Here is a 23,591-nt window from a genome sequence, read left to right on the forward strand (position 1 = left end):
GAGAGAGGGAAAATGCTGCTGAATAAGGAATCCAGCGGTAGCCGCTGGCGTACACGACCCGATGGAGAGGGCAAGGTATCCGGTAAGCTGCAGTATTTGACCGACATGAGGGCAGAAGGAATGTTGATCGGCCGCGTGCTCCGCAGTGAGCAGGCACATGCTCGTATTTTGTCCATACGCATTGAGAAGGCCGTTGAAGTCCCTGGTGTACACGCTGTAATTACTCATGAGGATGTGCCCGGACTTAACGGCTTTGGCATAGCTTTGCCGCATCAACCGGTATTTTGCAGTGACCGTGTGCGTTACACTGGCGATGCGATTGCGGCAGTCGCGGCAGAGACGGACGAAATTGCGGAATATGCCTTATCTCTTATCGAAGTGGATTATGAGCTTCTACCCTTACTCGAGAACCCGGAAGAGGCGATGAAAAAGGACGCAATTCTGCTGCATGCCGAGGGAAACGTGCTTCATCATACGGAATATCGAAAAGGGGAGCCGGAAGCGGTATTTACGGATTGCTGTCATGTGGTAGAGGAGACTTATTATACACCACGCCAAATGCACACTTATATGGAGACTGAAGGTGGACTGTTTATCCCAGAGGATAACGGACGGCTTACCGTATATTCAGCTACACAACATGGGTTGATGGATCGCCTGCAGCTATCCAGAATTCTGGCTATTCCTCAAGAAGATATTCGCGTCATCTCGAGTCCTATCGGCGGGTCCTTTGGAGGAAAAGACGAGCTGAATGTACAACCGTATGGAGCGCTGCTCGCCTTGCGGACACTCCGTCCGGTAAGACTGCATAATTCGAGAGCTGAATCGGTACGTGCAGGACTAAAACGCCATCCCATGAAAATCACCATGAAAACTGGCTGCGACCCCGAAGGAATCATCAGGGCACATCAGGTCAGAATTATTTCGGATACGGGAGCTTACGCAACACTGGGGGCGGAGGTGCTCAACTTTGCGACAGAACATGTGATGGGCCCCTATATCATCGATCATGTGGATGTGAAGGGTTTTGCTGTATATACCAATAACGGTGTATCTGGTGAATTTCGCGGTTTTGGCGGCAATCAGGCGATTTTCGCTTTGGAGGGACAAATCGATCGGTTGGCTGAGCGATTGCAGATCGATCCGTGGGAAATGCGCCGCCGTAATTTGCGTAAATATGGAGATCTGGGGCCGCTGGGTCAGGAAATTGCTCAGACCGATGGTGCCTTTCAGGTGTGGGAAGCGCTGGCGGGTTCGCCTCTTATGACTGAGGCCGCATCTACAGACAGTGATTCAGGTGTGGTGGAACCTTGGATCGTAACTGGAACGGGTGCTGCTATAGCTATGCATGGTGCAGGACTTGGCTATGGTATTCCCGATCCGGCGGGTGGCAGGCTCTCTTTGACGCTAGAGGGCAAAATTGAGGCGGTGTTTGGTTACGAGGAGTTTGGTCAGGGGTTAATCGCAACAATGGAACAAATGCTGATTGAACAGTTTGGCTTGGCGGCAGAGGATCTAAGCATCGTTATTGGCGATACGGATGTTGTGCCCGATAGCGGATCTAGTACGGCTTCCCGATCAACCAGCATGATGTGGATGGCCTTAAAACGGCTGCGTCCAGACTTCACCGCTCGAGTGCTGCAGGCAGCTGCGATGATAAAGCCAGAGCTGGATAACTATGAAATGAAGCTCGGCCCTGGCGGTATTTGGCTAAAAGACGGCGGTCTGCTTCTGACTTACAAGGACTTGGCACAGCGTATTTCAGAACCCATTGTCTGTAATACAAAGTTTACTTATCCAACCACACCCTTTAAAAGAGTGGGGGCACATTTCCTATACACCTATTCTGCAATCGCAGTCCGCGTGGAAGTTAATCTGCTTACTGGACGTGTTCGTGTACTGGATCAATATCATGCGGTAGCGGCGGGACCGGTGGCTAATCCGCAAGGTTATCTTGGACAGATCGAAGGTGGCAGCAGTATGGCGGTCGGTTTCACCTTGTCAGAGGATGCTGTGATGTCTGGCGGCAGCTATGTCACCAAAAATTTAGACACCTATTTGGTGCCGACCATTGCCGACATGAATGGCAGCATTCAGGTGCAGCCGATAGAGGATTTGCCGGATCATGACACGTACGGTCCTCGCGGCATTGGAGAGGTGGGTTCCGTCAATTTAGCTCCGGCAGTCGCGTCAGCCATATTTCAGGCTGTAGGGAAACGGGTAACCAAGCTGCCCATTGATCCCGAATGGCTGCAGTCTACACCGTTTATTCCACAAAAGGTGGTGAACATCCATGCCGAGCCATAATTCAGATGCGAATCTAGATGAAGATAACCTTGACCCCTTATCGTCTGAGGAAGCCTTTGCAGAAGAGAGGTTCACCTTTAATTGTAATCTTAATGGCAAAGCGATATCCACGGAGATTCCACCCTCCCGCCGGCTTTTAAAGGTCATACGTGAAGATTTGGAGCTGACCGGCACAAAACGTTCTTGTGAGATTGGCCGCTGCGGGGCATGTATGGTGCTGGTGGATGGACGTCCAGTGAATTCATGTCTAGTCATGGCCTATCAATGCTCAGGTGCGGAAATTACAACGATTGAGGGAATTAGTGAAGTAGGCCTGCATCCCGTTCAGCGGGCTTTTTTAGAAGAGGGGGGGTTCCAATGCGGTTATTGTACACCAGGGATGGTTATCTCGGTGGTTGCTCTGCTGGAAGAGAATCCGCATCCTACTCAGGCTGAAGTGGAAGAAGCTTTATCGGGTAACATTTGTCGCTGTACGGGGTACGGTGGCATTTTACGAGCTGTTAACAAAGCTATTGGAGGTTGAGTGGATGGTCGTTTCTGAAGGCAGGTTTACGATGGAAGAGATAAATGCCATGAGTATAACGGATTTTGTGAAGCATCTAGGCGGCATTTTTGAACATTCACCGTGGGTAGCAGAGGAGGCTTATAAGCAGATTCCGTTCCATTCTTTAGAGCATTTGCATAGCACCATGATGCAGACCGTACTGAGTGCTGACCGGAGCCGAATGGAGGGACTATTAAAAGCTCACCCGGATTTGGCGACTAGGCTTCAAGTTACGGCTTTATCTGCTTCTGAGCAGCAGGGAGCTGGACTGGATCGGTTAACAACGGAAGAGTTTAATCTATTAAATGATCTGAATCGAAAGTATACGGACAAATTTCATTTCCCTTTTATTCTAGCTGTTCGTGGCAAAAACAAAGATGACATTATCAGCGCCATTGGCGTGCGAGTTGAGCGTTCCCCTCAGGAGGAATGGGTTCAAGCCTTTTCTGAAGTCGGTACAATTACGAGATTTCGCCTAAGTGATTTAATTATTTAATTATTTAATTATTTAATTATTCATTCATCATAAACGGGGAGGGTGTCAGCCATGCTGGAACCAATTAACGGACGTACAATATTTTATGGAAAAAGTGATGTGCTAACTTATCGTACCTATGCTAAACCGCTGGCCGTTACCCCCGTTCCCGAATCTTCCTTCACGGGCTGCGACAACATTATATTCGCACATAATATTACATTCGCGGTCACGGGCGAAGCGTTTCTTCCTTCTTTTTCAGAGGGGGATAATTCCATGGTCGTTGCTACCGATTCTATGAAAAATTTTATCCTGCGCAATACCGCGGACTACACTGGAAGCACAACGGAGGGGCTACTGCAGCTTCTAAGCAGCCGTTTTCTCGATAAATACGATCATGTCACCGCAGTTTCAGTTTCCGCAGACCGGTTACCTTTTGAACAGGTGATGGTACCCGGGGTTGAGGGGCTTAAACAGAGTCATTTAGTACTGCGTCACTCCAATAATGAATCTTATTCGGCTTCGTTAACTATAAAACGTGGAGAGAATGGGACTGAGGTTATCGCTCATGAATGCCGATTGAAGGATTTACAGCTGATAAAAGTGAGTGGAAGCTCGTTTTATGGATTCGTCCGTGATGAGTACACAACATTGCCGGAGAGCTTTGACCGTCCGCTTTATATTTTTCTGAATATTAACTGGACCTACAGTGATGTTCAGCATGCTCTGGATGGAGATCTAGGCCAATATGTGGCATCGGAGCAGGTTCGCGATATCGCCCATAGCGCTTTTCATGAGCTGAACAGTCCATCAATCCAATCGTTGATTTATCAAATTGGGCTGCGCGTATTGTCCCGTTTTCCACAGCTGGCTACCGTTTCATTTGAGTCCAATAACCGGACTTGGGAAACCATTGTTGAGCCTGAAGAAACTAAAGGTGGAGTCTTCACCGAACCTCGTCCACCCTATGGCTTTCAGGGCTTTTCTGTCAGCCGTGCAGATCTGGCCGGAGAGACAGCGTAATGAGCGGGCGTCTTACCACCCATGTGTTGGATCTGTCGCGGGGGATTCCTGCTACAGGTCTGACGCTTCAGCTCTGGAAGCTTACGGATGGGATGAGCAAGCTTCTGTGTGAAGAAGTCACGAACAGTGACGGGAGGCTGGATGCTCCGCTGCTGGAGGGAAACGAAATGGAGTCTGGATGTTACGAGCTGCTGTTTATGGTTGGCGATTACTACCGTAGAGCGGATGCCAAAGCGTCAGCAGACACTCAACGTGAGATGCCTTTTTTTCTAGAACAGATACCTATTCGCTTTCATATAGAGAGCTCCATGCAACACTACCATGTACCTTTGCTAGTAGCACCTGGTGGATATAGTACGTATCGGGGAAGTTAAGAGAAAGTTGACGACCGGAGGAGGTGGCAGCTCATGAAGGAATCCTATGAACTTGTGATTAAGAACGGGAATGTAGTGCTGCCCGATCAGGTACTCAAGCTGGATATTGCAGTATCAGAGGGTAAGATTGTCGCACTTGGAGAGGAACTTTCGCTTGCGCCGCTAACCAAAGTCATCGACGCAGAGGGGTTCTATGTGCTCCCCGGTATGATTGATATGCATGTCCACTTTAATGAACCAACGTTTGGACATTGGGAAGGCTTTCGCAGCGGTTCTGCGGCGTTGGCAGCTGGCGGCTGCACAACCTATGCAGATATGCCGCTTAACGGCAATCCACCTACTGTGAACGAGGCTGGGCTTCGTCAAAAGGTAGATGCTGCGGCTGGAAACTCTGCCGTTGATTATGTGCTGTGGGGTGGGCTCGTTCCCGGCAATCTGGATGATTTAGAAGTTTTGGCAGCCGCTGGCGTCACTGGGTTTAAAGCCTTTCTCTCCAATCCTGGAGGGGAGGGCGAAGGCAGATTCCGTGAAGTGGATGAGGATACACTCTATCAAGGGATGCAGCGAATCGCTTCTCTGGGCGGGATTCTGGCGCTGCATGCAGAAAGTGAGGCTATCACGGCGGTGTTGACCGCAGATGCAGTGCGAAATGGCAGAACCAGCGCAAGTGATTTTGCGGCTTGCCGCCCTGCTGAAGCAGAGCTGGAGGCAGTGTCCAGGGCGCTGCTGTACGGTGAACGTACGGGCTGCCGGTTGCATTTTGTTCATATCAGCACGGCCGCCGCCATTGAGAAAATCTATGAAGCTAAGCTTCGAGGTCTGGACGTTTCGGCCGAAACCTGTCCCCATTATCTGGTTCTCACTGAAAATGATATGAAGGCTTTAGGCCCTGTGGCGAAGTGTGCACCTCCGCTGCGAAGTGCGGTGGAGCAGGAGAAGTTATGGGAGATGCTGGCCCAAGGCAAAATCGATCTGATTGCTTCGGATCATTCCCCCTGTCCAACGGAATTGAAGGTGAAGCCGGACTTGTCTTTTTTTGCAGCTTGGGGTGGGATCTCGGGTGCGCAGAGCAGTCTGGAGCTTATGTTCCATGAAGGCGTGAATGTGCGGGGTTTGGATGTTACATTAATTTCCAGTCTGCTTGCAGGGCAACCCGCAAAACGTTTTGGAATAGAGCATCGCAAAGGCGCTATAGCTCTAGGTCTAGATGCCGATCTAGTTCTGATGAATCCAAGCACAACCTATACGCTGACTGCGGAGGATTTATTGTATCGCCACAAGCACAGCCCCTACATCGGAAGAACTTTATCCTGCAAAGTAGTTGCTACGATCTGTCGCGGGAATGTGATCTATACCTCTGAAGAAGGAGTGATCAGTGAGGGAGGTGGACAGTGGCTGCGAGTTAGGAAGGAGCAGTACAGCCTATGAATGATTCCAGAGTTCAAGCGTCGACTCAGAAACTACTGGAGCTGCTGGAGGAGCTGGCGGCATTCAGCACACCTGGGCCAGGAGTTACTAGACTGCTATATACGGAGGAATGGAGCCGGGCGCAGATTTTTTTGCAGGAAAAAATGGCTGGGCTCGGCTTAGAAGTTTCCATAGACAAGGTTGGCAATGTATATGGACGATTGAGTGGATGCAATCCGCAGCAAAAGGTTATTTTAACCGGATCGCATATTGATACTGTAATCAATGGCGGAAAATATGATGGTACGTATGGGATCGCTGCGGCTATGATTGCGCTTCAAGATTTGCAGAGGAACTTTGGCCAGCCGCAGCGGACGCTTGAGGTCGTATCTTTTTGTGAAGAAGAGGGGAGCCGATTTCCGCTTGCTTATTGGGGTTCGGGCCATGTCACGGAAAGGTATGACGGAAGCGAGGCCGAGACCTGTATGGATGCAGAGGGCGTGACGTTAAAAGCAGCAATGGCACAATCCAGCTTCTTACAGGACATAACGGAGGAGAAAGCTTCTAAGCGGACTGGAGTCAGAAATGATATTGGTGCTTTTGTAGAACTGCACATCGAGCAAGGGATTATTCTGGAGAAGACGGACACTCAGATAGGCGTAGTTCAGGGGATTGTTGGCCAGAGACGATATGTGGTCAAGGTCAGTGGTATTGCTAATCATGCAGGCACGACACCGATGTTTATGCGGCAGGATGCACTGGCTAGTGCGGTTGAAATGCTGTACGTGCTTGAAAGTGCTGCTAAAACTACTGGTGAACCTCTTGTAGCAACCTCGGGTAAGCTTGAGGTGTATCCGAATACGCCAAATGTGATCCCGGGTGAGGTTCTTTTTACACTAGATATCCGCCATAGTGAAGAGGACGAACTGGAACGTTTCTGTGAGAAGCTTCTTGCGGAATGTAATGAAATTGCTGTTAAACGTGGGGTGACTCTTGAGGTTACATCCGTGCTCAATACAGTCCCTGCGCCTATGGATATGAAGCTATCTGCAATGCTGGAAAATATCTGCCGCCAACAGGGGAAGACGTACCGCATGATGGTAAGTGGAGCGGGACATGACGCCCAGCTGTTTGCGCCGCGTTGCCCTACTGCGATGATATTTGTGCCAAGCCGAGCTGGCATCAGCCATTCTCCGGAAGAATATACTTCCCCTGAGCAGCTCGTTGCTGGGCTTGAGGTTCTGACTGCGATGTTATATGAGTTAGCTTATTAAAAAGAGTTCGCCGAACTTTTAAGGGAGGATCATCATGAAGCGTTACGAAGATTTGTCGCCGTCCCAACGCTGTATTATGACTCCGGGTCCGGTCGAGGTAGATCCGCGTGTACTGCGGGCGATGTCTTTTCCGGTGCTGGGTCAGTTTGATCCAGAGTTCACCTCTATTATGAATGAAACGATGGAAATGCTGCGGGAGCTGTTTGCTACTCGTAATTCATGGGCTTACCCTATCGATGGTACCTCCCGTTCTGGAATTGAAGCTGTGATGGTTAGTTTGATCCTACCGGGTGAGCGTGTGCTGATTCCGATCTTTGGCCGCTTCGGACATCTATTGCATGAGATTGCTGAAAGATGTGGCGCTGAGGTGTTCGTGCTGGAAAAGCCATGGGGGAGTGTGTTTGAGCCGGATGAAGTGATAACAGCTATGGAGACTTTTAAACCACATGTGGTGGCAATGGTTCATGGGGAGACCTCTACAGGACGTGTGCAGCCACTCGCGGAAATTGGTAGAGCTTGCCGCCGGATGGATACTTTATTCATAGTCGATGCAGTTGCAACCATTGGGGGCATTCCTGTCGAGACAGATGCTTGGATGTTGGATGCCGTCGTTGGCGGTACACAGAAATGCCTGTCCGTCCCTTCCGGAATGGCACCGATAACGTATAATGATCGTGCTGAAGCTAAGCTCATGACCCGAAAACGAGTAGAACGCGGGATTAGAGCAAGTGATGTCCAGCCAGGTGACTTATCTTTTGTCCGCAGCAATTATTTCGATCTCGGCATGCTTCAGGATTACTGGAGTCCACAACGTCTCAATCATCATACAGAGATGACCTCAATGCTTTATGCACTGCGGGAGGGCTTGCGGCTTACCCTTGAAGAAGGGCTGGATGCCCGATTCGCCAGACATATCCTCCATGAAAAAGCACTTGTAGCTGGATTAGCAGCTATGGGTTTAGAACTATACGGGGATCCTTCCTGCAAGCTTACTGTTGTTACCTGTGTGCTGATCCCTGAGGGGATAGATGGGGAAGCTGTCCGTTCGCTGCTGCTGGGGCGGTTCGGAATTGAAATTGCCAGTTCTTTTGGACCGTTAAAGGGAAGGATCTGGCGCATCGGTACGATGGGTTTTAGCAGTCGTGAGAATAACGTGTTGCGGCTGCTTGGAGCGCTGGAAGCCGCATTACAGCGTCATGGATTTAAGGGGCCTTGCGGGTTTGGGGTTCAGGCAGCACTTGACGTATATGAGGCAAAAGTAAGATAATCGTTGGAATAGAGCGGATGGCGGGAGAGTAAAAACAGGGGCATGTCCGGATGGTTCGGACAATCTTTGGGAATAAGTAAACGGCTATCATCTACAGGGATGATTGAGCCGTTTTTTCTTACAAATACAGACCTGCGCAACTATATTATCCTAGGCTTAATAGTTAGGCAATCCTCTATGATTACGGATCTATTCACTACATCAAGACAACACTTGGATACTAACGGGGGAGAGATGAAGATGACAACTTTTACAAGAAAGCCTTTAGCGGATTGTGTACCTGAGCTTGTGGCTACGGCAAGAGGCGATAAACCGGCAACACTGGTAATTACAGGTGGAAAGCTGGTCAACGTATGCTCTGGTGAAATTCTAGAAGGAATGTCTGTTGGTGTTCAAGGTGGACGAATTGCTTATGTTGGTAAAGATGTGACACATATGATTGGCGAAGGAACGCAAGTTATTGATGCGAACGGCAAGTATATAGCTCCGGGATTGCTCGATGGCCACTGCCATATTGAGAGCACCCAGCTAACCGTTACTGAATTTTCCCGCGCTGTTCTGCCGCTTGGCACAACAGGTGGTTTCTTTGATGCACATGAGATTGCTAATGTATTCGGGCTGAAGGGTATTCAATTGATGCTGGATGAGATGCGGGGGACGCCGTTAGCTGCTTACATGCAGGTGGCTTCTTGTGTGCCTGCGGCAGGTGCGGAATTCGAGACAACGGGTGCCTCAATTGGTCCTGAAGAAGTTGCCGAAGCTTTTACGTGGGGCAAAGATGTGATTGCTCTGGGCGAAGTGATGAATTTCCCTGGCGTTGTTTACGGCGATGAAAAAATGCTTGGAGAGATTCAAGCTACGCTGCGGGCAGGCAGATTTGTTGACGGTCATTTCACATGGCCTTCCAGCGACTGGAGACTGCCAGTGTATGCTGCGGCAGGGGTGACTGGTGATCATGAGTGTGTTACAGCAGACGATGTGATTGAGCGCGTTCGACTGGGGATGTATGCCAAAATGCGCCGGGGCTCGGCTTGGCATGATGTTGCCAAGACCATCACCGCTCATACAGAGCGTGGACTTGACCCGCGTCGCATGATGCTGGTTACTGACGACCGCAGCTCGGAATCGTTACGGGACGAAGGTCATATGGATTTCGTTATTCGCCATGCGATTGCTCAAGGCGTGAAGCCAGTAACAGCCTTCCAAATGGCAACTATTAATACGGCAGAGCGTTTTGGGTTGTCTCAGGATATCGGATCTATTACTCCAGGTTCTTTTGCGGATATTATTCTGCTGGACGGGAATTTGGCCGATGTTCACGTGGTACTTACGATTGCCGCGGGTGTAGTCGTTGCCGAAAACGGTGTGATGACGGCAGAGCTTGCTAAATTCACATATCCAGAGGAAGTTTTGGCTTCGGTTCATTTGCCGCAGCGTCCTACCGCCGAAGATTTTATTATCGCGGCTCCAATTGAAACAGGGGAACTTACTACAAGAGTTATTAAAGTAAGAGAAAATCATGTGGAGACCATTGAACGTATGGTTTCGGTACCTGTAGTAGCAGGGCAGCTGGATGTAAATGCTGTAGAGGGTCTATGTAAAATCGCTGTGCTCGAACGGCATAAAGGAACAGGAAATAAATCAGTGGCTGTTGTGGAAGGCATCGGTTTTAAAGAACCGGCTGCTATCGCAATGACTGTTGCTCATGATAGTCATAATGTACTCGTCATCGGCAATGATAATGAGCTAATGGCCAAAGCTGCGAACGCGGTGGCGGACGCTCAGGGTGGGGTCGCTGTAATTACATCTAGTGGAGAAACGTTATTCCCGTTGGCCATTGCAGGCCTAATGTCTACAGAGCCATTTGAAATTGCTGCTGAGAAATCAGCTGCGATCAGCAAAGCGTTGTATGATGCCGGCTGTACTTTGAATTACGCGTTTATGACTTTATCGCTGCTTGCTTTGGCGGTTATCCCAACGTTACGTATCACAGATAAAGGACTCGTACGGATTTCACCCGAGGGAATACAGTTAGTGCCATTGTTTGTTTAAGTAAATTAACTGAAGTATAATCCTAATGCAAAAAACTGTTCTGAGGTCGTAATGACCCTTCAGAACAGTTTTTTTTTGTTTAAATATAAGAAAGCAAAAGCTTCACATGATGCGTAATCTTTATACATCTTATTGTAATGAACAATAATATTAAACAGATTTTTAGAGAATGAAACATTTTTCTGAGCAAAATCCTAAAAAAATATAAATAAAGCATAGTCAGGTGACGATAATAATGTTAAATTAGATAAAATTAAAGTGAATTAATGGAGTTAATTTTACATTAATGGCATATAAAGAATTATAGATAATGGCAGGTTTCGAATAACCCAACTAAGAGGGACGAGGTGCATGGAGAGATGATCAGACTAGAAACGCAAGATATTTTGAATATTAGCATGAAGCAAATTGCTACTATTTTTAAGATGAAGCCGCTTGAACTGAGATTTGTCACCGATTTTCAGGGTGAGAAATATCTCTTAACTAATGATAAGTTACACCTCAACAACCAGCAATATTGGGCAAAGGTTATGGAATGTGTCTTTGATGATCATGTTAGACCTGTGTTAATGTGTGAGGTATTATATTTCCTTCGTAATGAATTTCTGGAAAGTGACATTAAGTTATGTTTTTCTTATGATTACGCAGAGGATGGGAATGGCGCAGCTACAGCTACGGCTGAAGTATCCTTTAATGACTCAGCAGATTTACAGCCGAGTGAGATTGCCGAGCTGATTGATTTTGCGTTGACCTTGCAGGACAAGCAGTGGTTCCATGAACTGACTACGAAATATAAGCAGCTTACAGCATAAGTATCCTTTCGATTCTTCATGCTTAACAATTGATATAGATAACCGTCTTGTCTGCAACAGAAATGATCTGTGGACAAGACGGTTTTTTTTGATTTACCATCCTTGGGCGTTTTTTTCTACATGTTCAGCCAAAAAATCAAGCCAATCCTCATGGTCATTCAAACAGGGGATTGCCATAAATTCCTCTGCTTGTCCTCCACCAGCCTCGAATTGTTCTCGTCCTTCTATGGCTAGCTCATGCAGCGTTTCCAGACAATCGGTCACAAGACCCGGTGAAAAAATCAGAGGCTTACGTATTCCTCGTCCGGCAAGCTCTCCCAGAACATCCGCAGTAGAGGGTCCTACCCATTCTTCTCGTCCGAAACGTGATTGAAAACTAAGCTGCCAGCGTTCGGGCTCCCAATTCATAGCAGAAGCAAGAAGATGCGCGGTTTCCATACATTGCTGCGGGTAGGGATCGCCGGTATCCGCATACCGTTTGGGAATCCCATGGAAGGTCAGTACAAAATAATCAGGTTCTTTGCTCAGAATCTCCATTTGACGCAGTAGGTGTGACTTCAAGGCTGAAATATAACCGGGCTCATTATAGTAGGCATCAATAAATCTTAGAGCCGGAATCAGACGTTTAGTTACAGGTCCAGTGGAGCTTTGGCGACCTAAGGCTGCAAAGCTGGCCTGATCGAATACGGACGCGGTAGTCGTGGACGAATATTGCGGAAACAGCGGCACAATGATAATTCGGGTAACTCCGGCGGTGTCGAATTTCGCCATCGCTTGCTCCATGCTGGGTTCGCTATAAGCCAATCCAAGCTCTACCTGATACCGTGGACCCAGCAGTTCTTGTAATCCAGATTGCTGAGCTAAAGAGTGAAAGAGCAATGGTGATCCTTCGGTTGTCCATATTTGACTGTACAGCTCAGCGGACCGGCGTGGACGTGAACGCAGAATGACACCTCGCAGCAAAGGCTGCCACAGCAGAGGAGAATAATCTATGATTCGGCGATCTGATAAAAAACGTTTCAGATAAGGCCGTACAGCTTTTGCAGTTGGTGCAGTAGGGGTGCCGATTTGGGCGAGTATAACTCCAATAGGTGGCTGTTTGCTCAAAGCACAGAACTCCTTTCCCATATAAGAGATCGTTCTAAAATAGCATAGCTAGCCTTGAATGCACAGTTATTGAGATCACTTTGCGCGTATAAATTAAATTTAATCGCAAATAGTGATGTTTCTTATAGGGTGTGTGATTTTCGATACAGAAGAACCGCAGAAAGGTCTGGTAGTATCAAACCAGAAATTGATGGAAAACGGGTGTAAGTGTTTTTATAGTAACTTATGTGAATTATTTCACCTTTTATACGGCTTTGTGTTAAAAGGAAGAAATGAAATAGATCAAAACTATTTTTTATTGAAAATCGAGCGTGTAAAGGCATGAGAGGGGGGATGAGTTCTTATGAAGAGAGAAGTTATGCTTCATAAGAAGAGAAGGGGCATCGTACGAAAAAGGTTTGGTTAACAAAAAGCTACATATCACTGGGGTTTGGTAAAGGAGAATTTTCATTGAAAAAACTAATTTCTTTAACGGTTAGCGCGGCTATATTGTTAGCGCCGTTTGCTTACACACTTAATGTGCCTGCTGTAAACTTGAAGGTGGATGCAGTATCGGCAGCCTCCGAAGAAGCGGATGCACCGGCAGCAAAACCAACAGCAAAACCCACGGCAAAACCAGCAGCAACACCAAAAGCAACGGCAAAACCAGTAGCAACACCAAAGCCAACGGCAAAACCAACAGCAACGCCAAAGCCAACGGCAAAACCAACAGCAACACCAAAGGCAACAGCCAAACCAGCAGCAACCCCAAAAGCTACAGCAGCACCAGTAGCAACCCCAAAAGCAACCGCTGCACCAGCAGCGACAGTAGTACCGGCGGAAACTGTTAAGCCTGTGGCTACAGCAAAGCCTGTTACAGTTAATGAAAACGTATACCAAGATGGAGTTTACGTAGCTTATGGCGATGCATACTCCAAAGGCACGGAAGGTGCCAAGATCGAAATTAAAGATGGTAAAATTACTAGCATTGAGCTTTTGAGAACCAGTCCTAAGCTGATTGATAGAGATGCTCGTAACAATTATAGTGCTTTATGGCAAGCTTATGGATTGATGAAGGATAGATTGCTTGGCAAAACAAGAGATGGAGCAGCGGCAGTTGATGCTGTTTCGGGAGCTACCCGCTCCAGTAATGGCTGGAAATTGTCTGTAGATAGAGCGTTTGAAAGAGCTCTGACAGTGAAAGATACAAATGCCGTTTACTTTGATGGAGTTCATATGGGCGTAGATCCTACAGGTAAATATTCTGTATTCGCGACCTACGAATCCAACAAGCTTACAGATGTTAAAGTGTATCCTATGAACAGCGCTGGTGATTTCATTGAGGAGAAAGCTTACACAGCTGAGCAAGCGGCAGCGGTTGCAGCTATAGCTCCAGCCTTGCTGGCCAAAGGAACAGAGGCACAGCCTGTTGCAGGTCTTGAAGCCGACTTTATAGCAGCGATTAACGCTTTCTGGGATGCTGAGCAGAATGCAATAATCAACAATACATCTGCTTATGTAGACGGATTCTATTCCTCTTATGGTACGGCAAGAAGTGTTGGCGTTGAAAGAGCCGACATCGTGATTCGCAACGGTAAGTTGGTTGATGTGAAGCTGTTTAGACTTGGCAACAACCTGATTGACAGAGGGGCAACAGCTTATGCGGAAGTAGTAAAAGCAAATGCTCCTATGACAGCTAAGCTGCTAGCGAATGGTTCATATATCGCTAACTATGATGAAAAGGTTGACGGAATTTCCGGAGCCACAGAAAGCAGTCACAGCTGGAACCAAGCTGTAGAAAGAGCATTTGAGAAAGCGCTGAAGGTTCCTGCTGAAGGTCAATATTTTGACGGCAAATTTGCCGGAGTAGATAACCAATCTAAAGTGCTGCTGCTAGTTGATGTTGATGCAGATGCGGTAACAGGCATTAAAGTAAGTCTGTTTGGAGCTGACGGCAAGCTGATTGCTGACGATAAAATGAGTGCAGAACAAAAAGGATGGGTAGCTACACTCACATCCGGGCTGTTAGAAAAAGGTGTACAAATGGCCGATATTACAGGCCAAGAAGCATTGTCGGCAGCAGCTAAAGCAGCACTGACAGATGCTTTGACCAATGCATCCAAAGTCCAAGGAACCTATAAAGACGGAACCTTTACTGCATTTGGTGATGCTTATGATAAAGGAACGAACAGAGCGGACGTTACCCTGCGTAACGGCAAAATCGTAAATGTAGCCTTGTACCGTGTAGGAATGAACCTTGTAGATAGAGGGAACGCTGCTTATCCTGAGGTGGTAAAAGCAATTCCTCAGTTGACGGCTAGCTTCCTCGCAGCAGGGACTAGAGAAGGTGTGCAGGAAGTAGATGCTGTGTCTGGTGCAACTAGCAGCAGCGTGGCTTTGAAGACTGCGGTGGATAGAGCATACGGAAAAGCTGAGGTTGTAGAAGCTAATAAAGCGGCTTATTTCGATGGAATCTTCATTGGTGTAAGTGCCGATAAGCTTGTAAATGTTATGGTGAATGTAGAGTACGGTGTTCCTGTCAAAATGCTTGTTTATTATTTGGATAAAAACGGAAGTGTAAGAACAATCAATCAGTTAACGGACGCGGAGCTGGCAGTGAAAGGTGAAATCGAGTCGACATCGACCGGATACAGCCTGCACAAATATGGTTACCGTCCAGCAGCCTTCGGAAAAAATGATGCAGAGAAAGAAATATCCGCTAAAGCGGTAGAAGCTATTAAATCAGCGCTTGAATCGGCTGGTAAATAATTATCGTTTTATAATAAAAGGAGGATATTCCAGTGCCAGAATATGGCCGGGGAGTAGCCTCCTTTTTCAAATATTCTTGGCTTGTACATAAATATGAAAATAGATCGTATAGTGATTTAAAGGGATTTTGGAGGTGAGTGTCTAAAGTTTAATATAGAGAGCAGGCCAAAAGCCTGTTATTAATAGGAGGCTCCAACATGACACAAATTAAACAGCTCGCTCCACAAGATGAATTTGTTGGCTTTTATCTTTTAAGAGAGCTGGCAATTAAACAAACGAACGGCACTCCTCCAAAAGATTATTTCGACATCGTTCTGGGGGATTCCACTGGACAATTATCTGCGAAATATTGGGATGCCAGCACAACCGATAAAGAAACTTTTTTTCCTATGGCGCTTGTGAAGGTACGCGGGATTGCTCATACTTATCGTGAGAAATTACAAATAAAAATTACTAAAATCAGGTTGGTTAACGATGAGGATGGTGTTGCACTTACGGATTTCATCCGTTCTGCCCCAATTCGTCCAGTAGACCTTATTCATACGATTAAAGGGGTTATGGCGAGTATTTCAGATCCGGAAATTGCTTCGATTGTCTCTTTTTGTGTGGGTAAAGTGGAAGAGAAATTGATGCATTATCCGGCAGCCAAAACACATCATCATGCTTATTTTGCCGGACTTGCTTATCATATGGTGCGTATGCTGGAGATTGGTGATTTTCTGTGCAAGCAGCGTCCGTTCTTGAATCCAGATCTAATGAAGGCAGGAATCATTCTGCATGATATCGCGAAGCCGGAGGAGATGGTCTCCCAGCTTGGGATTGTCTCGGAATACAGCGTTCAGGGCAAGTTGATTGGCCATATCTCGATGGCGTCTAACTGGATCACGGAAGCGGCTATCCGTTTAGATATTGATTTGAATTCGGAAAAGGTTATGGCGTTACAGCATCTCGTATTGTCACATCATAATTTGGGCGAATGGGGTAGTCCTGTTCAGCCACAGACAGCTGAGGCAGTCGCTCTGCATCATATCGATGCGATGGATGCGAAGCTGCAAATGGTGGAGGATGCTTTGGATACCACACCGGAGACCGAGGAATGGACACCGTTCATCAGAGGTCTAGAGAATAAGGCTGTGTATCGTTTGAAGATTTAAGAGATACCCTGTAAAAAAAACCCCCAATCAGCAGAAAGCAGCTGGTTGGGGGTTTTTGATGTTCTTTGGTTATTTGGACAAAGTGGCGCGGCTGCTATAAATGGAGGGTTTATGTTTAGTGCCTTGTTTCTTAGCAGGCTTTTTCGTGCGAGTGGAAAATGGGGTATACCCGCCGGCAAACATCGTTCCGCTAGTATATCCTTGACTGGCAGAGAGCAATAGAGGATCATAGTGCTCCTCCTGCTCCATAAGTTTTACTAGAATTGCAGCGGCTGCGCGTGCGTCATCTAAGGCATCATGGTGCTTTAGCGTAATGCCGAAAAACTCGGAGACTACATTAAGTTTATGGGAGGGCAGGTCGGGCAGCATTTTTTTGCCTAATAAATAGGTACATAAGTATTGAAAGCTTGGGTAGCTCAGGGACATTCCATCGAGACAATAACGCAGGACACTCATATCAAAAGCAGCATTATGCGCCACGACGATTTGTCCGTGTAGTAACGGTTCAACGGTGGGCCACAGCTCTTGAAAAGTAGGTTGCCCGATTACCATTGATGGCGTGATGCCGTGTATCGAAATGTTCATGCCATCAAACCGCTGCTGCGGGTCAATTAGCCAAGAATGTTCTGCGGTTATATTTCCAGCTTTAACTTCCACAAGTCCCAAGGCACATGCACTGGATCGACTGGAGTTCGCGGTCTCAAAGTCAATTGCTATAAAGTCCATTCGTAAAGCTCCTTATCTATCATATATACGTTTCATATTAAAGTAGTAAAATGATAAATACAATCTAGTGAATCACAATGAGCTGTTCAGTAAAAATAAGGAGATGATAGAGTGCGGCTTATAAAGGGGCAAAAGGTGGATATTACGAAAGGGAGAAACGTGAACAAGCTTTTGCTGAAATTTGGGTGGATGACTGCTGATACTAGAATTGGCATAGACTCTGCTGCTTTTTTACTGTCAGAGCAGAACCGTTGCGAACGCGATGAGAACTTTATCTTTTATGGTAATCCGTTGTCTATAGACGAAGCTGTAACTCATTCTGTCTTACAACTAGGGGATAAAGAAGCTATCGCCATTACACTTTCTCGACTTCCTAAGGATATTACTAGAATAGCTTTAACTTTAACGATCTATGAAGGAGAAAAATTAGGACACTCTATGAAGCAAGTAACCTCTCCTTATCTACGCTTAGTGGATGCTGCTAGCGGTGAGGAATTATTCGTTTTCGAGTATGGCTCTGACCTGTCGACGGAGACAGCTATTGTGGTTGGAGAGCTATATCGCTATGGCCCAGAGTGGAAATTCAGTGCGATTGGTAGTGGCTTTGAGGGAGGATTGGCTGCGTTATGTACAAACTATGGGCTCGTTATTGAAGAAGACGAAGGGAACCCTGAGGTAGCGGCCACAGCTGAGTTATCCCTGCCTTTAGAGACGATCCGTTATGAAGAGAAGAATGTACTGTCCTCTATTGATTTACGTAAAAAAATTGTTCAGATTACCTTAGAAAAAAAGAATCTGACAGGAGTCATCGCAAGGGTAGGCGTTGTTCTGGATATTACAGGATCTATGAGAAATCTCTATAATAATGGAACCGTTCAAGAAGTAGTTGAGCGTATATTAGCCGTTGCCTGCAAATTTGATGATAACCAATCGTTAGATGTTTGGGTGTACGATACGGAGTTTAGCCGGCTGCCACCAGTGACAGAGCAGGAATTAGGAAGATATGTGTTTACACATATTTTAAATAATCGTACCATTCATAAGTTTGGCCGCAATAATGAACCGCCAGTAATGGAGGATATCATTAAAAAATATACGGAGGAAGAACCCGATTCTACACCAGTATTTATCATATTTATTAACGATGGTGGTGTAGTGAAATCCACTAAAAATGTGATTATGGCTGCTTCGGTCCAACCGATTTTCTGGCAGTTTGTCGGAATCGGTAACTCGGATTTTGAAGTATTGAAGCAACTTGATACGATGAAGGGCCGTTTGGTGGATAACGCCAATTTTATTCATCTGGACAACATTGAAAAGGTGACTGATGAAGATCTGTATGATCAGCTGCTGAATGAATTCCCCTTGTGGCTAAGCGCAGCGAAAGAAAAAAGAATCCTGCGAACATAAAAATACATTACTGAAAATGAATAAGCCTGTGCGTTACTATAGGCCATAACCACCTATCTTAGGAGGTCTTATGGCTTTTTTTAGTTTCGCTATCTTGCTATTCTATTCAACAATCCGTACACTGCCAAATAGGTATTGTATATTAGGATTAGGGTCATCACTATCAGATACGGGAGGAAACACTTTGAGCAGCGTAATTACTAAGTTTTTTGATTATGGGCAAGAAGACATAGATTATCTCCGAAGTGTGGATCCAGTACTTGGCGCAGCTATGGCACGGATGGGCAGAGTGGAACGTGTAATTATACCGGATCTTTTTACTGCGCTTATCTATGCTATAGTAGGACAGCTTATTTCAGTAAAAGCGGTTCGGACCATTTGGAACAGAATGTTGGCTCAGTTCGGAGACATCACTCCGCAGCAGTTAGCCTTACATACGGCGGATGAGATTCAAAGCTGTGGGATGACGATGAAAAAGGCACTATGTATCCATGAGATTTCCAATTTGATCGCTCAGGGTGATTTTAAGCTGGAGGAATTGCCTGGGTTATCAGATCAAGAGGTTATACAAAAACTTATGACGTTAAAGGGCATTGGCAAGTGGACGGCAGAAATGATGTTAATCCATTCTATGGAACGACGGGATGTGGTCAGCTGGGGAGATATTGCGATTCGTCGGGGGATGATGAAGCTGTATGGACTTGATAAGCTTACCAAAGATCAATTTGAACAATACCGGCTAAACTATTCTCCTTTGGGTTCTGTGGCTTCTATATATTTATGGGAAATTTCATTTGAATAATGGACGGGTAAGGAGTACTACTATGGAAAAAACAATAAGAGAACAGCTATTGAATTTGGCAGATGTGGACTACCAAAAGTTTTCTGCGGCCTTAATTCCGACGATAGATAATGTTATAGGCGTCAGGCTACCGGAACTGCGCAAGCTTGCCAAAATCATTGCAAAGGGTGATTGGAGAGCCTATTTGGAGCATGCCGAGACAGATTATTTTGAAGAAGTGATGCTGCAAGGTATGGTGATTGGCTACGTGAAGACAGATCTTGAAGAAATCCTACGTTATATCGCTGACTTTATTCCCAGAATCGATAACTGGTCGGTATGCGATAGCTTTTGCACAAGCCTGAAGTTTACCGTAAAGAATAAAGAACGGGTATGGGAGTTTATAATGCCGTACTTATCATCAGATAAAGAATATGAGATCCGATTTGCTGTGGTAATGCTGCTTAATTTCTTTATTGAAGAAACGTATATCAGCCGGATTTTATCATTGCTCGATAAGGTCAGTCATGAAGGCTATTATGTAAAAATGGCGGTTTCTTGGGCGCTTTCGATTTGTTATGTGAAATTGCCAGAGCCTACGATGAGTTATTTGAGAAACAACAGCTTAGATGATTTCACTTACAACAAGGCTTTGCAGAAAATCACGGAGTCTTATCGCGTGGATCCGGAAACGAAAAAATGGATTCGCGGGATGAAAAGAAGTAAAAAACAAACCCCTTATTCAACACAATAGCTGAGTAATAAGGGGTTTATTGTCCTATTTATTTTTTCTCAGTGTTTACTTCAGTGTTAGTTTTACGGTTGCGGATTCGCTCGATTTCGATGTCAACAGCGCTACGCAGGTTAGGATCGATGGAAGGACTTATTCCTGTACCTGTATTGAATTTATTTTTGGAGTTTTCCGCCAATGCTTCCCACTCGAAAATCTTCTCTTCCATACGTTCGAAGCCTTGCGAAGCTGATCCTACATGTAGACCTTTCGTAGAACTACGTGGAGCTGAGTGGAGTGTTTCTGTGGCTTGTTGAGCGCGAGCGATAAGCTCAGTTCTTTTCGCTTTGAGATGTTCACGCTCTTCTTTAGCTCTAGCGATATTGATCTCAAGCTCTGCCAGGGATTGCTTAGTTTGTACTTGGCTATTTATGGACTCTTCCAGCTGTTCCACGTACCGTAACTTGGCTATGAGTGCCAGGCGAGCTCTTTCTTCATTTCCTTGCTCAACTGCTTGAACGGCTTCGGCTTCACTTTGCTCTACTAACTGAGTATATTCTTGCTTGCGGCGTTCCAACACACTTGCTGTAACTTGCAGATCACGCTCATTGCGTTCCGCCTTAGCAATATCATTTTCAAGATCACGTAAATACTGACCTGTCAGCAATACCGGGTTTTCTAATTTATTTAGACCTTCGTGTAGGGCTGCTTTAGTAATTGTGGAAATTCTTTTTAATAGACTCATGTTCTATCTCTCCTTTTTTATGGCTATATTAGGGCTGGCTTGTATTGAACGACGATTAATTAATAGAAATCATGTCCATCTGAAAAGCTGTTAAAAGGTTCTTTAGGAACGATGATACTAGCGATGACGTAGAAGATAAGTACTGTTCCGAAGCTGAACAATGCTGCGGCAACAGCAACAAGACGGATTACTGTAGCATCAATACCAGACCAACGAGCAAGACCTCCGCACAAACCACTTATCTTCTGATCACTTTGGGAACGATATAATTTTTTCATTTATTGTTTTCTTCCTCTCGTATGGGTGTGATTGTTATTGAATCCTGCAACCCGTTTGCTTATGTACTCATTCTAATGTCTTTTTGCATGCGAAAAAACGGCCTGAAGGCGGTTTTGTATACCAGACCTGAGTCGAGGTTCGTTCCCGCAGGAAGGCGGGGAAAGGGTTAGTAAATCGGTTATAGGCTACAAACCATGGACGAAGTTAGGTACAATAAAGAAAGGAATACTTCTGGCGGTGTCGAAATATGCTTATATATGACTACTACGGAATTGGGGGCTGAATATGAGTTTTTTTAACAAAGTAAAAGCAGGGGTAAGCGAGGCTGGGAATAAAGCAAAAACAGTGGTGGAGATTAACCGGTTGAAGCTGCAAAATAACGGTAAGCAAAATGATATTGACCAGCAGTATCAGGTCATGGGCAAACTGTTATTTGAAGCCGTAACTCAAGGTGCAGGACCACTGCCAAGTGAGCAAATCGAGACTAATATCAATCGTATTCTCGAATTGAAGGCGGAGATTGAGACGAACCTTCAGCAAATAGCTGAGTTGTCCGATGTAAAGCATTGCAAAGCATGCGGTGGGAATGTGGCGATCGAGGCACGCTTTTGTCCGGCCTGCGGATCCACTTTTGAAGTGGCAAAAGAACCTGTCAGTGATGTAACTCCATCGTCGTTTTCTTTGGATAAGAAGGAATAGAGTTACTTCATACAAGAAACTTATGAACAAAGAGGCTGTCTCAAAAGTAGTGAATACTACTTATGAGGCAGCTTCTTTTTTAGTAAATAGTCTATAAGCGGATTCTTGCTTTAGCCAATAGACTATGGGCTACGCACACAAAGTATTCTATGCCATTAGGTTGGGCGGCGGAATATTCACTTTGTGTGATATCTGTTGGGGCGATATCTATTGGACGGTGCGATAAGCAGTATGCGGGGACGTTTGTGTTGTCTGCGTTTATGAGTGTGCGAAGCCGGCCTAAAACTAATTAGGGAAAAACTCCCTGAAAACAACCAATATTCGCTCTAAATGAACGAATTTAGGGAATTCCTCCCTAATAATAAGGGGAATTTCTTTAATTGCTAACGAATCAGCTGAAATTTAGGGAGGTTTTCCCTGATCATTAGTCTAATGAACGAAAATCCCAGAATTTCAGGGAGAAATTCCCCAATTATTTTAGCGGAGCTTAATTAGATCTTTAAGTGGGATTCGTATCTACAATCTTAATTTCACTTGTCCATAATCTAGTGTCAGTTAAACCTTAGAAGCATGGCGTTTCTTAAATTGATACACAACTAGCAACATAAGCGGCAGAACAAATGCACAGGTGAAATCCCAATCTACCCAGTAGGCGGGGATCTCCTTCACATAGAAAATGATGTCTTTGGCAATCAGCTGTGACATACCGAATAACAAAAATCCAGTGGGTATGATCAGAGGACGGTGGCTTTTGAGTTTAAATAATTGGGCTGTACCTAAGGTTAAAGCATAGTAATAAACTGCTGTTTTGAAGTACGTGCTGATAATCCATGCTGTAGCCATAAGCGCTTCAATACGTTGCAGAGAATTAGCAATATTAATTTTTTGAGCAAGAATATAAGCGGCATAAAATTGATGTTCAGAAGCGTAAACACCTAGAACGGTAAGGGAAAACAATAAGATGAGGTTAAGGCCCAGAGCTCCGATGATCAAGGCTATGAAAATATCCCGGCTTGTTTTGCTATTTTTCTGAGCATAAGGATATATCATTAGAAACACGCACAATTCGCCAAAAGGATAAAAAACACCATACATCAAAGTATGAAGCATGTCCGGTACTGGTGTGTTCAAGATGGGGTATAAACGTTCCATTTTGACATCGGGGGTCAGCAGGAGCAGCAGACCGATCAAAAAAACTGCAAATAAAGGGAAAAAAAGCTGAGCTGCCCGGCCCAATGTTTCTAGGCCAAGTCGTACCCCATATACCAGCAGGAAAATGGCCATGAAACGAATAACCCCACCGGGTGTTTTCTCGTAAATCTGTGTACACATGAAATCTTCAATTTCTCTTATGTAGGTGGAGGCAGCAATCAGGAAGAACCCTAAATAGAATAAGGCCACAGCAGTTCCGACCCATTTCCCTAAAATTTGTAGGCTAAGCTCGATAATATTCTTGTTGGGTTCAAGGTCTGCTAAGCAGAGTAACAGTTTTATGGTCACTAGACCCAAGGGAATACTAATCAAAGCAGCAATCCATGCATCTTGTTTCGCTCCTGATATCATTAAAGCCGGATACACAAGCGCCATATCCCCAATAAATGTGAATAGCCCGAGTATAATCATTTGATTGGTACTAATTCGATCTTTCTCCAAACTCATATACCCCCTCAAATTTAT

21 protein-coding genes and 1 pseudogene are annotated in these 23,591 nt (G+C 45.6%); 17 read left to right on the plus strand and 5 right to left on the minus strand.

The window, feature by feature from the left end; all coding sequences use genetic code 11:
- The first annotated feature begins 12 nt into the window (after positions 1–12).
- The 10 genes from pucD to MHI32_RS06910 all read left to right on the plus strand — a co-directional run bounded on the left by pucD (position 13) and on the right by MHI32_RS06910 (position 11,535).
- On the plus strand, positions 13–2,307 hold the full coding sequence (gene pucD, locus MHI32_RS06865; protein WP_340012068.1) for a xanthine dehydrogenase subunit D: 2,295 nt from the start codon (positions 13–15) through the stop codon (positions 2,305–2,307).
- The gene (locus MHI32_RS06870; RefSeq protein ID WP_339247131.1) at positions 2,294–2,830 is read left to right on the plus strand and encodes a (2Fe-2S)-binding protein; all 537 of its coding nucleotides are present in this window, start codon (positions 2,294–2,296) and stop codon (positions 2,828–2,830) included. The genes pucD and MHI32_RS06870 overlap by 14 nt, the downstream gene beginning before the upstream one ends.
- 4 nt (positions 2,831–2,834) lie before the next feature.
- Complete coding sequence (uraD, locus tag MHI32_RS06875; protein ID WP_076185397.1) at positions 2,835–3,347, plus strand: 2-oxo-4-hydroxy-4-carboxy-5-ureidoimidazoline decarboxylase; 513 nt, start codon at positions 2,835–2,837, stop codon at positions 3,345–3,347.
- Between the two features lie 51 nt (positions 3,348–3,398).
- Positions 3,399–4,349, plus strand: a complete 951-nt coding sequence (pucL, locus tag MHI32_RS06880) for a factor-independent urate hydroxylase (RefSeq protein WP_339189997.1) — start codon at positions 3,399–3,401, stop codon at positions 4,347–4,349.
- Entirely contained in the window at positions 4,349–4,723 is a 375-nt protein-coding gene (gene uraH / locus MHI32_RS06885) for a hydroxyisourate hydrolase (protein WP_076125436.1), read from the plus strand. The genes pucL and uraH overlap by 1 nt, the downstream gene beginning before the upstream one ends.
- Positions 4,724–4,756: 33 nt before the next feature.
- Positions 4,757–6,151 (plus strand): allantoinase, encoded by a 1,395-nt coding sequence (locus tag MHI32_RS06890; RefSeq protein ID WP_076185396.1) that lies wholly within the window; start codon positions 4,757–4,759, stop codon positions 6,149–6,151.
- Positions 6,148–7,404: a M20 family metallo-hydrolase gene (locus tag MHI32_RS06895; RefSeq protein ID WP_076185395.1), complete on the plus strand. Its 1,257-nt coding sequence runs from the start codon at positions 6,148–6,150 to the stop codon at positions 7,402–7,404. The genes MHI32_RS06890 and MHI32_RS06895 overlap by 4 nt, the downstream gene beginning before the upstream one ends.
- A gap of 34 nt (positions 7,405–7,438) precedes the next feature.
- Entirely contained in the window at positions 7,439–8,671 is a 1,233-nt protein-coding gene (locus MHI32_RS06900) for an alanine--glyoxylate aminotransferase family protein (protein ID WP_340012069.1), read from the plus strand.
- Positions 8,672–8,905: 234 nt separating this feature from the next.
- Complete coding sequence (locus MHI32_RS06905) at positions 8,906–10,723, plus strand: adenine deaminase C-terminal domain-containing protein (protein ID WP_340012702.1); 1,818 nt, start codon at positions 8,906–8,908, stop codon at positions 10,721–10,723.
- Between the two features lie 359 nt (positions 10,724–11,082).
- The gene (locus MHI32_RS06910) at positions 11,083–11,535 is read left to right on the plus strand and encodes an IDEAL domain-containing protein (RefSeq protein ID WP_076125508.1); all 453 of its coding nucleotides are present in this window, start codon (positions 11,083–11,085) and stop codon (positions 11,533–11,535) included.
- Positions 11,536–11,628: 93 nt separating this feature from the next.
- Here the strand turns inward: MHI32_RS06910 and hemH are convergent, their stop codons facing one another.
- On the minus strand, positions 11,629–12,642 hold the full coding sequence (gene hemH / locus MHI32_RS06915) for a ferrochelatase (RefSeq protein WP_175617361.1): 1,014 nt from the start codon (positions 12,640–12,642) through the stop codon (positions 11,629–11,631).
- Between the two features lie 450 nt (positions 12,643–13,092).
- Here hemH and MHI32_RS06920 point away from each other — a divergent pair, with 450 nt between their 5' ends.
- Both MHI32_RS06920 and MHI32_RS06925 read left to right on the plus strand, forming a co-directional pair.
- On the plus strand, positions 13,093–15,390 hold the full coding sequence (locus MHI32_RS06920) for an FMN-binding protein (protein WP_340012070.1): 2,298 nt from the start codon (positions 13,093–13,095) through the stop codon (positions 15,388–15,390).
- A gap of 197 nt (positions 15,391–15,587) precedes the next feature.
- Positions 15,588–16,544 carry an HD domain-containing protein gene (locus tag MHI32_RS06925; RefSeq protein WP_036680004.1) on the plus strand — a complete coding sequence of 319 codons (957 nt, stop codon included), beginning with the start codon at positions 15,588–15,590 and terminating at the stop codon, positions 16,542–16,544.
- A gap of 69 nt (positions 16,545–16,613) precedes the next feature.
- On the opposite strand, the gene MHI32_RS06930 is transcribed toward MHI32_RS06925, so the two are convergent.
- A complete protein-coding gene (locus tag MHI32_RS06930; RefSeq protein ID WP_076282260.1) occupies positions 16,614–17,270 on the minus strand; it encodes a 3'-5' exonuclease in 657 nt (218 codons plus the stop codon).
- 111 nt (positions 17,271–17,381) lie between these two features.
- Between MHI32_RS06930 and MHI32_RS06935 the strand changes: the two are divergent.
- From MHI32_RS06935 to MHI32_RS06950, 4 genes and pseudogenes are all read left to right on the plus strand, one after another.
- Positions 17,382–17,897, plus strand: a pseudogene (locus MHI32_RS06935) (TerD family protein); the annotation flags it as partial.
- 111 nt (positions 17,898–18,008) lie between these two features.
- Complete coding sequence (locus tag MHI32_RS06940; RefSeq protein WP_248547966.1) at positions 18,009–18,680, plus strand: VWA domain-containing protein; 672 nt, start codon at positions 18,009–18,011, stop codon at positions 18,678–18,680.
- Between the two features lie 184 nt (positions 18,681–18,864).
- Positions 18,865–19,482, plus strand: a complete 618-nt coding sequence (locus MHI32_RS06945) for a DNA-3-methyladenine glycosylase 2 family protein (protein WP_340012071.1) — start codon at positions 18,865–18,867, stop codon at positions 19,480–19,482.
- Positions 19,483–19,504: 22 nt separating this feature from the next.
- A complete protein-coding gene (locus MHI32_RS06950; RefSeq protein WP_340012072.1) occupies positions 19,505–20,215 on the plus strand; it encodes a DNA alkylation repair protein in 711 nt (236 codons plus the stop codon).
- A gap of 28 nt (positions 20,216–20,243) precedes the next feature.
- On the opposite strand, the gene MHI32_RS06955 is transcribed toward MHI32_RS06950, so the two are convergent.
- Together MHI32_RS06955 and MHI32_RS06960 are read right to left on the minus strand one after the other, a co-directional pair.
- The gene (locus MHI32_RS06955; protein WP_248547806.1) at positions 20,244–20,936 is read right to left on the minus strand and encodes a PspA/IM30 family protein; all 693 of its coding nucleotides are present in this window, start codon (positions 20,934–20,936) and stop codon (positions 20,244–20,246) included.
- A 59-nt stretch (positions 20,937–20,995) separates the two neighbouring features.
- Positions 20,996–21,214 (minus strand): PspC domain-containing protein, encoded by a 219-nt coding sequence (locus MHI32_RS06960; protein ID WP_038569266.1) that lies wholly within the window; start codon positions 21,212–21,214, stop codon positions 20,996–20,998.
- Positions 21,215–21,500: 286 nt separating this feature from the next.
- On the opposite strand from MHI32_RS06960, the gene MHI32_RS06965 reads away from it, so the two are divergent.
- Positions 21,501–21,914 carry a zinc ribbon domain-containing protein gene (locus tag MHI32_RS06965; protein WP_076125416.1) on the plus strand — a complete coding sequence of 138 codons (414 nt, stop codon included), beginning with the start codon at positions 21,501–21,503 and terminating at the stop codon, positions 21,912–21,914.
- Positions 21,915–22,469: 555 nt separating this feature from the next.
- Here the strand turns inward: MHI32_RS06965 and MHI32_RS06970 are convergent.
- Positions 22,470–23,573, minus strand: coding sequence for an endospore germination permease (locus MHI32_RS06970; RefSeq protein ID WP_340012073.1), 1,104 nt, complete (start codon positions 23,571–23,573; stop codon positions 22,470–22,472).
- Positions 23,574–23,591 lie beyond the last annotated feature (18 nt).

The sequence above is a fragment of the Paenibacillus sp. FSL H7-0690 genome (assembly GCF_037980415.1).
GTDB classification, from domain to species: Bacteria; Bacillota; Bacilli; order Paenibacillales; family Paenibacillaceae; genus Paenibacillus_AQ; species Paenibacillus_AQ odorifer.

Coding starts and splice junctions, on each gene's coding strand:
- MHI32_RS06900 (WP_340012069.1), top strand. CDS start 7,439: ATGAAGCGTTACGAAGATTTGTCGCCGTCCCAACGCTGTATTATGACT.
- MHI32_RS06925 (WP_036680004.1), top strand. CDS start 15,588: ATGACACAAATTAAACAGCTCGCTCCACAAGATGAATTTGTTGGCTTT.
- uraD (WP_076185397.1), top strand. CDS start 2,835: ATGGTCGTTTCTGAAGGCAGGTTTACGATGGAAGAGATAAATGCCATG.
- pucL (WP_339189997.1), top strand. CDS start 3,399: ATGCTGGAACCAATTAACGGACGTACAATATTTTATGGAAAAAGTGAT.
- MHI32_RS06890 (WP_076185396.1), top strand. CDS start 4,757: ATGAAGGAATCCTATGAACTTGTGATTAAGAACGGGAATGTAGTGCTG.
- MHI32_RS06895 (WP_076185395.1), top strand. CDS start 6,148: ATGAATGATTCCAGAGTTCAAGCGTCGACTCAGAAACTACTGGAGCTG.
- MHI32_RS06910 (WP_076125508.1), top strand. CDS start 11,083: ATGATCAGACTAGAAACGCAAGATATTTTGAATATTAGCATGAAGCAA.
- MHI32_RS06870 (WP_339247131.1), top strand. CDS start 2,294: ATGCCGAGCCATAATTCAGATGCGAATCTAGATGAAGATAACCTTGAC.
- uraH (WP_076125436.1), top strand. CDS start 4,349: ATGAGCGGGCGTCTTACCACCCATGTGTTGGATCTGTCGCGGGGGATT.
- MHI32_RS06955 (WP_248547806.1), bottom strand. CDS start 20,936: ATGAGTCTATTAAAAAGAATTTCCACAATTACTAAAGCAGCCCTACAC.
- MHI32_RS06950 (WP_340012072.1), top strand. CDS start 19,505: ATGGAAAAAACAATAAGAGAACAGCTATTGAATTTGGCAGATGTGGAC.
- MHI32_RS06930 (WP_076282260.1), bottom strand. CDS start 17,270: ATGGACTTTATAGCAATTGACTTTGAGACCGCGAACTCCAGTCGATCC.
- MHI32_RS06965 (WP_076125416.1), top strand. CDS start 21,501: ATGAGTTTTTTTAACAAAGTAAAAGCAGGGGTAAGCGAGGCTGGGAAT.
- MHI32_RS06960 (WP_038569266.1), bottom strand. CDS start 21,214: ATGAAAAAATTATATCGTTCCCAAAGTGATCAGAAGATAAGTGGTTTG.
- MHI32_RS06970 (WP_340012073.1), bottom strand. CDS start 23,573: ATGAGTTTGGAGAAAGATCGAATTAGTACCAATCAAATGATTATACTC.
- MHI32_RS06905 (WP_340012702.1), top strand. CDS start 8,906: ATGAAGATGACAACTTTTACAAGAAAGCCTTTAGCGGATTGTGTACCT.
- pucD (WP_340012068.1), top strand. CDS start 13: ATGCTGCTGAATAAGGAATCCAGCGGTAGCCGCTGGCGTACACGACCC.